This window comes from Tomitella biformata AHU 1821 (assembly GCF_000524475.1).
Taxonomy (GTDB): Bacteria; Actinomycetota; Actinomycetes; order Mycobacteriales; family Mycobacteriaceae; genus Tomitella; species Tomitella biformata.
In genome coordinates, this window is the sequence record NZ_BAVQ01000083.1 from 122,390 (window position 1) to 134,439 (window position 12,050).

At 68.6% G+C, this 12,050-nt stretch carries 11 protein-coding genes; 7 read left to right on the forward strand and 4 right to left on the reverse strand.

Features of this window, described 5'->3' with window-relative positions:
- Positions 1–90 precede the first annotated feature (90 nt).
- On the forward strand, positions 91–1,089 hold the full coding sequence (locus TBIF_RS20785; protein ID WP_024796666.1) for an NAD(P)H-dependent glycerol-3-phosphate dehydrogenase: 999 nt from the start codon (positions 91–93) through the stop codon (positions 1,087–1,089).
- A 24-nt stretch (positions 1,090–1,113) separates the two neighbouring features.
- Positions 1,114–2,235: a D-alanine--D-alanine ligase family protein gene (locus tag TBIF_RS20790; protein WP_038172185.1), complete on the forward strand. Its 1,122-nt coding sequence runs from the start codon at positions 1,114–1,116 to the stop codon at positions 2,233–2,235.
- 9 nt (positions 2,236–2,244) lie between these two features.
- Here the strand turns inward: TBIF_RS20790 and TBIF_RS20795 are convergent, their stop codons facing one another.
- A complete protein-coding gene (locus TBIF_RS20795) occupies positions 2,245–2,844 on the reverse strand; it encodes a DUF3515 domain-containing protein (RefSeq protein WP_024796668.1) in 600 nt (199 codons plus the stop codon).
- 158 nt (positions 2,845–3,002) lie between these two features.
- Here TBIF_RS20795 and TBIF_RS24135 point away from each other — a divergent pair, with 158 nt between their 5' ends.
- The 3 genes from TBIF_RS24135 to TBIF_RS20810 are packed head-to-tail and all read left to right on the forward strand — an operon-like array spanning position 3,003 to position 5,265.
- Complete coding sequence (locus TBIF_RS24135; RefSeq protein ID WP_038172188.1) at positions 3,003–3,968, forward strand: thiamine-phosphate kinase; 966 nt, start codon at positions 3,003–3,005, stop codon at positions 3,966–3,968.
- 52 nt (positions 3,969–4,020) lie between these two features.
- Positions 4,021–4,542 carry a gamma carbonic anhydrase family protein gene (locus TBIF_RS20805; RefSeq protein WP_024796669.1) on the forward strand — a complete coding sequence of 174 codons (522 nt, stop codon included), beginning with the start codon at positions 4,021–4,023 and terminating at the stop codon, positions 4,540–4,542.
- Positions 4,543–5,265, forward strand: coding sequence for a uracil-DNA glycosylase (locus TBIF_RS20810; protein ID WP_024796670.1), 723 nt, complete (start codon positions 4,543–4,545; stop codon positions 5,263–5,265).
- A 20-nt stretch (positions 5,266–5,285) separates the two neighbouring features.
- Here TBIF_RS20810 and TBIF_RS20815 read toward each other — a convergent pair whose 3' ends face one another.
- The 3 genes from TBIF_RS20815 to rpmB all read right to left on the reverse strand — a co-directional run bounded on the left by TBIF_RS20815 (position 5,286) and on the right by rpmB (position 7,657).
- Complete coding sequence (locus TBIF_RS20815; RefSeq protein WP_024796671.1) at positions 5,286–6,170, reverse strand: alpha/beta fold hydrolase; 885 nt, start codon at positions 6,168–6,170, stop codon at positions 5,286–5,288.
- A gap of 194 nt (positions 6,171–6,364) precedes the next feature.
- Positions 6,365–7,366: a hypothetical protein gene (locus TBIF_RS20820; RefSeq protein WP_024796672.1), complete on the reverse strand. Its 1,002-nt coding sequence runs from the start codon at positions 7,364–7,366 to the stop codon at positions 6,365–6,367.
- A gap of 99 nt (positions 7,367–7,465) precedes the next feature.
- Entirely contained in the window at positions 7,466–7,657 is a 192-nt protein-coding gene (gene rpmB / locus TBIF_RS25110) for a 50S ribosomal protein L28 (protein ID WP_084611823.1), read from the reverse strand.
- 237 nt (positions 7,658–7,894) lie between these two features.
- On the opposite strand from rpmB, the gene TBIF_RS20825 reads away from it, so the two are divergent.
- Positions 7,895–9,628: a DAK2 domain-containing protein gene (locus tag TBIF_RS20825; RefSeq protein WP_235174910.1), complete on the forward strand. Its 1,734-nt coding sequence runs from the start codon at positions 7,895–7,897 to the stop codon at positions 9,626–9,628.
- Positions 9,629–9,728: 100 nt separating this feature from the next.
- Entirely contained in the window at positions 9,729–12,032 is a 2,304-nt protein-coding gene (gene recG / locus TBIF_RS20830; RefSeq protein ID WP_024796674.1) for an ATP-dependent DNA helicase RecG, read from the forward strand.
- The last annotated feature ends 18 nt before the right edge of the window (positions 12,033–12,050 follow it).

The following is a 12,050-nucleotide window of genomic DNA, read 5'->3' on the forward strand; positions in this document are numbered from 1 at the left end:
CGGTGATCCGCGGATGGCGGCCCGCGCGGCTCGGGGAATGGGTACTGTTTCCCCCACAGTGCGGGGCGAATGCGAGGAGGAGCGGTCTAGATGGTCAAGGCAGCGGTGATGGGGTCGGGCTCGTTCGGAACGGCGTTCGCCAAGGTGCTCAGCGACGCGGGCACGGACGTCGTGATGTGGGCGCGGCGCGCGGAGGTCGCGGAGTCGATCAACAGCGTGCACCTGAACCCGTCCTATATGAAAGACGTGCTCCTGCCGGACAACCTCGTCGCGACCGCAGACCACCGCGAGGCGCTCGCCGGCGCGGACTTCGTGATCCTGGCAGTGCCCTCTCAGAGCCTGCGGGAGAACCTCGCGAAATGGTCGGCGGACATTCCCGCCGATGCGACGCTGGTCAGCCTGGCCAAGGGCATCGAGACCGGCACGTTGATGCGCATGACCCAGGTCATCGCCGAGGTCACCGGCGCCAAGCCGGACCGGATCGCGGTGATCTCGGGGCCCAACCTCGCCCGGGAGATCGTCGAGCAGCAACCCACGGCCACCGTTGTCGCGTGCACCGACTCCGTGCGGGCCGTGGCCCTGCAGCGCGCCTGCTCCACCGGCTACTTCCGGCCGTACACCAACTCGGACGTCATCGGCTGCGAGATCGGCGGCGCCTGCAAGAACGTTATCGCGCTGTGCTGCGGCATGGCGGCCGGAATCGGCTTGGGGGAGAACAGTTCCGCGGCCATCATTACCCGTGGGCTGGCAGAGATGACGCGGTTGGGCGAGGCGCTCGGCGCGAACGCCAAGACCCTCGCGGGGCTGGCGGGCGTGGGTGACCTGGTGGCCACGTGCACCTCACCTCTGTCCCGCAACCGTTCGTTCGGGCTGCGCCTGGGTCAGGGCGATACTCTCGCGCAGGCCCAGGAAGCGGCGAACGGGCAGGTCGCGGAGGGCGTGAAGTCCTGCTCCTCGGTGCTGGAGTTGGCGGAGAGCTACGGGGTGGAGATGCCACTGACCAAGGCCGTGCACGAGATCTGCCACGAAGGCAAGAACGCGGGGGAAGCGCTTCGGGACCTACTGGGGCGGCGGGTCAAGCCGGAGTAGTCCTCGACAGGTACGGTCTTTGTCGTGAACAATGGGCGGTCAAAAAGCGGGCGGACTTCAGTCGCAGTCGTATTCGGTGGGCGTAGCAGTGAGCACTCGGTGTCCTGTGTCTCCGCGAGCAGCATCCTCGCCAACCTTGACCGGGAGCGCTTCGACCCCATCGCGGTGGGCATCACCGAGGCCGGCGCTTGGGTGCTGGGTCCGGCGGAGGCCGAGGAGTTGGCCAAGAAGGGCCGGGTCATGCCCGTCGTCGACGCGACCGCCACCCCGCTGACCCTCACCGCGGACCCGACGCGCGCCGGCGCTCTCGTCTCCCTGGCCGCGGGCGCCGCTGGCGACGTCCTGGCCAACGTGGACGTCGTCTTCCCCGTGCTGCACGGCCCGTTCGGCGAGGACGGCACCATCCAGGGGCTCCTCGAGCTCGCCGGCCTGCCCTATGTGGGGCCGGGCGTGCTGGCCAGCGCCGCCGGGATGGACAAGGAGTTCACCAAGAAGCTCATGGCGGCCGACGGCCTACCCGTCGGCCACCAACTGGTGCTGCGGTCGGACCAGCCGACCCTCGACGAGGCCGGCCGCGCGCAGTTGGGCCTGCCGGTGTTCGTCAAGCCGGCCCGTGGCGGCTCCTCCATCGGCATCACCCAGGTCACCAAGTGGGCGGATCTCGACGCGGCCATCGCGCACGCGCGCGAGCACGACCCGAAGGTGATCATTGAGGGCGCGATCATCGGCCGCGAGGTCGAGTGCGGGGTCCTCGAGATGCCCGACGGAACCGTACGGGCCAGCGTGATCGCCGAGATTAAGATGCCGGAGATGCCCGCCGACGACGGCGCCTTCTACGACTTCGACACGAAGTACCTCGACGACATCGTCCAGTTCGACGTGCCGGCCAAGCTGGACGACGACGTCACCGCACAGATCCAGGAGCTTGCCGTGCGGGCTTTTCGGTCGCTGGACTGCCAGGGCCTGTCCCGCGTGGACTTCTTCGTCACCGCGGACGGCCCCGTCATCAACGAGATCAACACGATGCCCGGCTTCACCGCCATCTCGATGTACCCGAAGATGTGGGCGCAGTCGGGCATCGAATATCAGGACCTGCTCACGACCCTGCTGGACACCGCGCTGGCGCGAGGCACCGGACTGCGCTGAGCCCCGGGGTTACGGGACGGGGGCGGGCGCGGGATCGATGTCCTGAGCGGGCATCGCGGACTTGATGGCCTCGGAGACGCCCTGAATAGGCGCGGAGCCGGTGTCGCTCGGCAGTGTCAGCGCCACGTAGGCGGAGCGGTCGACGGCGACCCAGGTGCTGGCGTCGAGGCCCTGCGCGCTGCCGTCGATCTCGAACCACTGCACGTTGTTGACCTCTTGCAGGCTGGTGCCCTGCACGAACTCGAGCGGACGCTGGAAGCCGCAGCGCAGGACGATCGGCTCCGCGTCCGCGACGGTGGTGCTGCGCCAGGCTGCGACCGACTCCGGCGCTGGGTCCAGCAGGGCGACCTTCTGGTAGTCGCCCATCTCCTCCGGCAGCGCGCTCATCAGGGCGACGCAGTCCGCGGCGCCCGCATCCGGGGTCTCCGCCGCGCCCACGGCGACCGGCTCGAGGACCGGATTGCGGTTTGCCAGGGCGGCGGCCACGACCACGCCCGCGACCAGGGCGATCGGCAGCGCGATGGCGGCGGCCATCAGCGCGGGATTGCGACGCGGGGGCGCTGACGTTTCGGTGGGCTCGGTTGCGGGTTCGCTCGGGTTCTTGGTCATCAGGGGGTGTCGATTTCCTCTGTGCGTGGTTACGGCTATGCGTGTTTTACGGCTGTGCGTGTTTGGATCAGAGGCCGTCACATTAGGATCACGACCGGCGACCACGCTACCGGAGCACCGGCGGGGGCGTCGCCGACGACTAGCTCTGGAGGCGATGGGTGACGGGACCGACAGTGTCCGAGATCGGCGAGTTCGCGCTGATCGGACGCCTGACAGGCGGTGGTGTGGCGGGCCAGCGGGGAGGGGGCGTGCCGCTCGGCCCTGGAGACGACGCGGCCGTGGTCGACGCGCCCGATGGTCGCGTGGTGGCCTGCACCGACATGCTCATCGAAGGCCGCCACTTCCGCCTGGACTGGTCGACGCCGCACCAGGTGGGACATAAGGCGATCGCGCAAAACGCCGCCGACATCTATGCGATGGGCGCGCGCCCGACGGCCTTTCTTGTGGCGCTCGGTTGCCCGTCTGATACTCCCGTCAGCGTGCTCGAGCAGATCAATGCGGGGATCTGGGCAGAGGCTCGTTCCTTGGGGTCTCAGGGCGTTCCCATCGTCGGCGGCGATCTCGTGCAGTCCGCGCAGATCACCATCGCGGTGACCGCGCTCGGCGATCTCGGTGGGCGCGCGGCCGTGGTCCGATCCGGGGCCAGGCCAGGCGATGTGGTGGCGATCGCGGGGCGGATCGGCTTCTCGGCGGCCGGCCTCGCCGCGCTCCTCGCGGGCCGTGCCGAGCCGGCCGACCTCATCGAGGCGCACTGCCGCCCCCGGCCGCCCTATGCGGCCGGCATCGAGGCCGCCGAGTCCGGGGCCACCGCGATGATCGACATCTCCGACGGGCTCTGCGCGGACCTGGGGCACGTGGCCCGTGCCTCCGGTGTGCAGGTCAATCTGGACTCGGCAGCCCTCGCCCCGCCGGCTGCGCTGGTTGCCCTGGGCGCTGAGCTGGGCATCGACCCGCAAACCTGGATGCTCGGCGGCGGCGAGGATCATGCCCTCGCCGCGACGTTCCCCGCGGGCTCCGTCCCGGCGGACTGGCTGGTGGTCGGCGTAGTCGTGGACGGTGAGCCCGCGGTGTTGGTGGACGGGCAGGAATGGGCGGGGCTCCGAGGCTGGCAGTCGTTCGACTGAGAGTCACGCTGAGGCATCGCGAGGGGTCATATTGGCTGGGATAGATTGCGGTATGGCAATTTATGCGCTCGGCGACCTCGTACCGAACATCGCTCCCGATGCCTATGTGCATCCCGATGCGGTCGTCATCGGGAATGTGACGCTCAAGGCGGGGGCCTCCGTGTGGCCGCAGGCCGTGCTGCGCGGTGACTACGGGTATATCGAGATCGGCGAGCGCACCAACATCCAGGACGGCAGCGTGCTGCACTGCACCCCGGTCGACTCGACGATCATCGGCGCGGATTGCGTGGTCGGGCACAACGCCCACATCGAGGGGGCGGCTATCGGCGACGGCACGCTTGTCGCGTCGGGCTCGGTTGTGCTCAACGGCTCGACGATCGGGGCGGGGTCCATCGTCGGCGCGGGCGCGGTGGTGCCGTTCGGCGCCGTCATCCCCGAGCGCAGCATGGCGCTGGGGGTGCCGGCGAAGGTCCGCGAGGGCTATGAGGTGCCGCTCGATCATCTCGCGGTCAATGTGGAGGTCTATAAGGCGAACGCCGCGCACTACCGCGTCGCGCTGCGGCGGCTGGACTAGATGGCTGCCAACCTGATTCCCGAAGACCTGACGGCCCGGATCGACCCGGGCTGGCGTACTGCGCTCGCCCCGGTAGAGGAGCAGATCGTCGAGATGTCCGAGTTCTTGGCCGCGGAGGACGCCGCGGGGAGGGGGCACCTGCCGGCTACCGAGCACGTGCTGCGGGCCTTTGAGCGGCCACTGGACCAGGTTCGCGTGCTGATCGTCGGGCAGGACCCATATCCGACGCCCGGGCACGCGGTGGGGCTGAGCTTCTCGGTGGCGCCCGACGTGCGGCCGATCCCGCGCAGCCTGACGAACATTTTCCGCGAGTACCGGGACGACCTCGGCTATCCGCAGCCCGCGAACGGCGACCTCTCGCCGTGGTCGGACGCCGGGGTACTGCTGCTCAACCGGGTTCTCAGCGTGCGACCTGGGGATGCGGGCTCGCACCGGCGGCGGGGCTGGGAGGCGGTGACCGAGCAGGCGATCCGGGCGTTGGTGGCCCAGGACCGCCCGCTCGTGGCGATCCTGTGGGGGCGCGACGCAGAGGCTCTGACCCCGATGTTGGGGGAGATCGCCATCATCGCGTCGGCGCACCCGTCTCCGCTGTCCGCGTCGCGCGGCTTCTTCGGCTCGCGCCCGTTCAGCCGGACCAACGAGCTGCTGCTGGACCGTGGGGGAGAGCCGGTCGATTGGCGGCTGCCGGCCGAGGAGCCCGCGCAAGCGGGCCTGTGGGATTAAGCTGGCGCCTTCTATCGCAACTATCGGACCTGGTCGACAATGTTTTCGACTGCCGTGATCACCACATCGGGTCGATCCAGCGGAATATCGTGGGAACTGGGGTCGGCGACGACGAGTTGGCGATTCGGAGCGGCGCTGACGAACTGGGCCTGCGCATCCTTCCACAGCTGGGCGTCCTCCGCCGTGTCGAACGGTGTCTGGGACGAGACGATTGCCGTCGCCGGGACGTCTCCAGGCCAGGACATCTGGTGGTAGGCGCGATGGTTGGGGCCGTATTCGACAGCCTGCGCTATCAGCTGGCGGGTCTCTCTCGTCTGGGGCTGCTGCTGGAGCGCGGCGATCTGCTGTGAGTTGGCGGCGACGATCTTGTCGATCTGATCGTCGGTGTAGAACTCCGGGAGCGAGGCGTCGACCAGGACCGCGCCGGCGATCCAGCCCGGGGCGGTCCGGGCGAACTCGGTGGCGATCTCTCCCGCGAGGGAATGCGACACCAGCACGACGTCCTGGGTGACCCCCAGCTCGGTGAGGCCGGCTTGCAGATCGGCGACCGCGTCCTCGACCTTCCACGGGCCGGGGACCTCGTCGCTGCGGCCCTCGCCTGCCCGGTCGTACGTGATGACCATGGACCCCGTGCTTTGCGCCAGTTTGGGGGCAATGGTGTCCCATTCCGACGAGTCGAGCCCGCCGCCGGCGTCGAGGACGATGGCAGGGGACTGGCCGGGGATCACCTGGAAGGCGAGCTCGTGGCCGTTGTTCGAGATCAGGTGGACGGACTCCGGCGATGGCCCTTGCTCGGCCGCGGAGGTGGCTGCCTCGGCGCAGGCGCTGAGGCCACCGCCCACGAGTGCGGCCAGTGCGAGGACGGATGCTGTCGCGCGAAATCGCTTCGGCGGATGGGTGCTCATGATAAACGTATTCCCCTCATACATAGCTGACTACCTGCGCCGATTCAATTCGGCTGCAGACTTCAGCATGGCGTGTGCCGGTGCTTGGCCGCATCGCTCTGGTGGGCTGATCGCGGGTAGCTCCCTGGTATGAGAACCGTGTTGCGGCTGGCCCGCACGGCTGGCCCGCCGAGGACGGCGGCATAGTCGGGGCGTCAGTTGAAGGGGAAATCCTCGATCTGCGAGGCGGGGATTCTCGGAATATCGAGGGGCTCGCCGAATCTTCCGTTCACGACGATCTGATCGTCGGTGACCTGCTTGATGATGCGGCCGCGGTCGTCAACCCAGTATTCGATGGTCGTGGGCACCTGAGAGCGAAGCTCCCTGCGCATGTCCGCGTCTGACAGGCCCAACTCGTCGCCGCCGAACTCCTTGGCCAGATTCAAGGAGTATTCGATGAACTTCTGTGAATCGACCGTGGCGACCAGCCGCGTGAGGCTCTGCCCCTCGAAGGTGCTCTTGCCCCTGTCCTCGACGCTGGAGTAGACGTCCATCATCTCGCGCTGGCTGTCCTTGTCGGTGGCAATCGCGATCGACTGGCCAATCAGGGAGAATAGCGGATTCTCGGTGTCGAGCCGGTACCAGGTGTTGCCATCGACGCCCGGCAACCCCAGTTCCTCGCCAAACCTGATCATCATCTCGCCGTTGTCCAGGTAGAAGGTCGCGCCAGCGGTGGCGCCGCCGGACTGCTCGCTATAGGAGATGCCGCGGCCGTAGTCGACCTGCGTGCGGCTGATCTCGGTGCCGGCCACCGTCATGCGGGAGACCATGGGGGTGCTGTCCAGCGTCACATTCGTGGCCGCGATCAGGGCGTCAGCGGGGCTCGACGCCTGCGCGAACTGCGACTCCGCGGCGGAGGTCGTGGGGCTGGAGCCGGCGAACAGCGCGATCCCGCCGCCGACGCCGCCCGCGATCACCAGCGCTCCCGCCAATGCGAGCACGGGGATGAGCCATTTCGGCCTGCCCTTCGGGGCGTGCCCCGGGGGCGGCATCGGGGGCTGCCACTGCTGGTAGCCGGGCTGCTGCCCCTGCATCGGCGGCTGCCCAGAGGCCTGCGGGGCGGCGGGCGGCGGATACCAGCCCTGCTGCCCGGGGCCCCAGGGCTGCTGGCCCGTCGGCTGGTTATCGCCTGGCTGGCGACCGAATTCTGGATTCACGTGTGATCCCCCCGGGTCGGAATTGCGTCATTTTTGCATAGAAAAGACCCCGACGCCGAAGCGTCGGGGTCCAATCTTCTTGCAGATGTCTAAGAGACCTTAACCGCGCGAGACCTTGCCTGCTTTGAGGCAGGAGGTGCACACGTTCATCTTCTGGCGGTTTCCGAGTCCGATACGCGCACGCACAGTCTGGATATTCGGGTTCCAACGGCGATTGGTCCGCCGGTGCGAGTGCGAGACGGACTTACCGAAGCCGGGTCCCTTGGCACAGACGTCACAGACGGCAGCCATAGTCGTCGAACTCCTTGAATAGGGGGATGGGGATACAGTTTTCCTGTGTCGCCTAACCTAGCAGGCTAGTGACACCGGATACCTCGCACATAGATGCAAGCTAAGCCATCTTCGTGTCGTGGCAACCGAGCAAGAGTAACTCTCCCGGGCCGGGATTACCAAACTGGGGACTGTTGCGCTGACCAGAGGTGCGCCACAACACACCCTGTGTCATCGGCTGCCGCTACTGTTGACGCTGTGACTTGGGGCGCGGCCCCGATATCTATGGGGAAGGGGCATGCCGCGGTGGTGAACGACGCGCTGGATCCTAAGCTGCTGCGACGCTGGCTTGAGGCCTCCTTGAAGGTCCTGATGGCCAAGTGCGACGAGATTAACGACTTGAACGTGTTCCCGGTGCCGGACTCGGACACCGGATCGAACATTCTGCACACGATGATGGCCGCGGAGCAGGCTCTCTCCACAGAGTATGCCGACGGCCGGGAGCCCGCACCTGATCAGTTGGGCACCTTGTTCTCAGCGGCGGCGCGAGGCGCGATGTCGGGGGCGCGGGGCAACTCCGGCATCATCTTGTCGCAGGTGGTGCGAGGCCTGGCGGAGTGGCCGGACGACAACGCGTTCGGCGGCGACGCCCTGGCCTGGGGACTGTCGAAGGCCGACGAGTTGGCCCGCGCCGCGATCAGCATCCCAATGGAGGGCACTGTCCTGTCGGTGCTCTCCGCCGCGGCCCGTGCGGCGCAGTCCGCGGCGGAAAAGGAATCCGCGGGACAGGGCCTCATCCGCACGGCCAGGGACGCCGCCGACGCCGCATATGAGGCGCTGCGACAGACCACCCGGCAGCTTGACGTCTTAGAGGCCGCGGGTGTCGTGGACGCGGGCGGACTGGGGCTGCTGCTGATTCTCGACGCATTGGTCGAGGCCGCGGCGGGGGAGTCGGTCCCGCGGGAGACCTTCGCCCGGTCCCGGCGGGCGCAACTAGGTCGTTCTGGCGCGGCGATCGCGCAGGTTCCGCTCGGGCGGGCGGACCTTGGGCTGGCAGAACCGGAGTCGGCGGACTGCGAGGCCGGCCCGGATGACTACGAGGTCATGTATCTACTCTCCGCGAGCTCTGAGTCCGCGGTGGCGACACTGCGCGTGAGCCTGGAGGAGCAGGGCAACTCCGTGGTTATCGTGGGCGACGGCGCGGGCGGCTGGTCGGTGCACGTGCATCTGCGCGATGCCGGCGCGGCCGTCGAACTCGGGCTTGCCGCGGGGACGATCCGAAAGGTCCAGATCACGCACTTCGGCGCGCAGCAACGGGACAACCTGGCGTTGCGGCCCGGCCGGGTGGTGCTCGCGGTGGTCCACGGCGCGGAGGCGGCGGAGCTGTTCCGCGATGAGGGCGCGCACGTCTTCGAGACCGACGGCGAAGTGTCCGGCGCGGGGCTGCTGGACGCGATCGTGGCGACCGGTGTGGGGGAGGTCGTCCTGTTGCCGAACGGGCTGGTCCGCCAGGAGGATCTTGTCGCGGTCAGCGCGGCCGCCCGCCTACACGGCCAACAGGTGCTGCCGCTGCCCAGCGCGTCGATGGTGCAGGGACTCGCGTCGATCGCGGTCCACGATCCCCAGCGCCCCGCCACCGACGACACGTACACGATGGCCGAGGCCGCCGCCGGTACCCGCTCCGCGCATCTGCGCATCGCGACCGAGCGGGCGTTGACCTGGGCGGGCACCTGCGAGCCGGGGGACGCGCTGGGGCTGATCGGCAACGAGATCCTGGTAGTGGAGAAGCGCCTGCAGACGGCCGCCGAGACCCTGGTGGACCTGATGCTGGCGACAGGCGGGGAGCTGGTCACGGTGGTCGCGGGACGCGGCGCGACGGACGAGCTCCTCGAGATCGTCGAGGAGCATGCGAACCGCCATCATCCGGCGGCCGAGGTGATGACCTATCGCGGCGGCCAGGACGACGATGTGCTGCAGATAGGCGTCGAATAGCGTCGCGCCGAACTGGGGTGTCGGTGGGCTGCGGTATGAATGCCGCGATGACCACAGCTGCGCGGAGCACGTTCGCGCGGCAGGCGAGAAAGGTGGGCTCGTGGCGAAGCTGGAAGACCGGCTCGACCATCTGCTCGGCAACGCGGCCGCAGAGTTGCTGCTGAAGGACTTCGAGCTGCGCACGGTCGGCGACGTGCTGCGGCACTACCCGCGGCAGTACGTGACTATGGGCCAGCTGATGTCGCCGGAGGACCTGGAGCCCGGCATCCACGTGACGATTGTGGCCCGGGTGCTGTCCGCGAAGCTCCTGCCGATGCGCCGCAACCCCAAGCTCAAGATGCTCAAACTCCGGCTCAACGACGGCCGGAATGAGTACGACGTGACCTTCTTCAACGGGCACAAAATCAGCTACCACATCAAGGAGGGCATGCGCGGCATGTTCTCGGGGGTCCTGGGCAAGTTCCACGGCCACCTCCAGCTGACCCACCCCGGATATCTGATGATGCCCGACGCGGTGGCCGGCGGCGATGCGCAACTGCTGCGCACCGGCGACAAGATTCGCGGCGGCGGCGCCATCGCGGACATGGCCCGCGGGCTGGTCACTGACGACGGGCTCGCGGTCTCCGACCTGGCGCAGCCGATGTTGCCGATGTACCGGGCCTCCAAGGACACTGAGTCCTGGGCGATCATGCGCTGTGTGCGGCAGGTGCTGGATCTGCTCGACGAGATCGAGGACCCGCTGCCGGAGCCGGTGCGGGCGCAGCACCAGTTGATCTCGCTGGATCGTGCGCTGCGCACCATGCACTTCCCGCGCACCAAGGAAGAAGCCGCCCTCGCGCTGGAGCGGCTGCGCTTCGACGAGGCGGCCGCGCTCCAACTGCTCCTGGCACAGCGCCGCCTGGAGGGCACGAAAGCCGGGGCTCCGCCGTGCCCGCGGGTCGCCGGTGGGATCCGCGCGGCCTTCGAGGAGCGGTTGCCGTTCGAGCTCACCGCGGGGCAGCTGGCGGTCGGCGCGACCCTCGAGGAGGAGCTGGCCCGCCCCCACCCGATGAATCGGCTGCTTCAGGGCGAGGTGGGCTCCGGCAAGACGATCGTCGCGATCCTGGCGATGCTGCAGGTAATCGACTCTGGACACCAGACCGCGGTGCTCGCGCCGACCGAGGTGCTGGCGGCCCAGCACGCCCGCTCGATCCGCGAGATGCTCTTCGAGCTGGCGACGGCCGGCGAGCTGGGGGCGCCGGAGATGGCGACCCGGGTGACGCTGCTGACCGGCTCGCTCACCGCGGCGCAGAAGAAGGTGGCACTCGCGGAGATCGCGAGCGGCGAGGCCGGGATCGTCGTCGGCACGCACGCACTGTTCCAGCGGGGGGTGGAGTTCGCGGACCTGGGCCTGGTGGTGATCGACGAGCAGCACCGCTTCGGAGTGGACCAGCGAGACCTGATGCGCAGCAAGGCGAAGGGCGGGGTCTCACCGCACGTGCTGGTCATGACGGCGACCCCGATCCCACGGACGATCGCGATGACCGTGTTCGGCGACCTCGAGGTCTCCACGCTGCGGGAGCTGCCGCGGGGGCGCTCGCCGATCAAGACCTCGGTGGTGCCGGCGCAGCAGCGGCCGGGCTGGGTGGACCGGGCGTGGGAGCGGATCGTCGAGGAGGTCGGCGACGGGCGTCAGGCGTATGTGGTGTGTCCGCGGATCGGCGATGAGAAGTCGGACCCGCCGCCGACGCCGCCCGTGATGGCGCTGGACCTGCCAGAGCCCGACAGCCCGGACAAGAAGGGGCCGGACGAGCAGGAGATGGTCGCAGCGGTGGAGCTGTTCGACAAGCTGATCGCCGGTGGGCTGTCCTCCATTCGCGTGGGACTGCTGCACGGCCGGCAGCCGCCGAACGAGAAGAACACGGTGATGCAGGAATTCGGTGCGGGGATGATCGACGCACTCGTGTGCACCACCGTCGTAGAGGTGGGCGTCGACGTGCCGAACGCGACGGTCATGGTGATCATGGACGCCGAGCGGTTCGGCATCAGCCAGCTACACCAGCTGCGCGGGCGCATCGGGCGCGGCGGCCATCAGGGGCTGTGCATCTTCGTCACCAACCGGAACCCCGGCGGCAAGGCGTGGGAGCGGCTGACCGCCGTGGCTGCCACCAACGACGGCTTCGCCCTGGCCAATCTGGACCTGGAGCACCGGCATGAGGGCGACGTGGTGGGCGCGGCGCAGTCGGGGCGGCGCAGCGGATTGCTGCTGTCGCTCCTCAAGGACGAGCAGGTGATCGCGGACGCCAAGGAGTTCGCGACGGCGATCATCGCGCGGGACCCGTCGCTGCGCGAGCACCCGGGACTAGCGGAGATGGCCCGCTCTGTGGCCGCCACCACCTCCACCGAATACCTCCACAAAGCGTGACGATGGCGACGGGCGGCG

Coding starts and splice junctions, on each gene's coding strand:
- TBIF_RS20785 (WP_024796666.1), top strand. CDS start 91: ATGGTCAAGGCAGCGGTGATGGGGTCGGGCTCGTTCGGAACGGCGTTC.
- TBIF_RS20795 (WP_024796668.1), bottom strand. CDS start 2,844: ATGACCAAGAACCCGAGCGAACCCGCAACCGAGCCCACCGAAACGTCA.
- TBIF_RS20805 (WP_024796669.1), top strand. CDS start 4,021: ATGGCAATTTATGCGCTCGGCGACCTCGTACCGAACATCGCTCCCGAT.
- TBIF_RS20810 (WP_024796670.1), top strand. CDS start 4,543: ATGGCTGCCAACCTGATTCCCGAAGACCTGACGGCCCGGATCGACCCG.
- TBIF_RS20815 (WP_024796671.1), bottom strand. CDS start 6,170: ATGAGCACCCATCCGCCGAAGCGATTTCGCGCGACAGCATCCGTCCTC.
- rpmB (WP_084611823.1), bottom strand. CDS start 7,657: ATGGCTGCCGTCTGTGACGTCTGTGCCAAGGGACCCGGCTTCGGTAAG.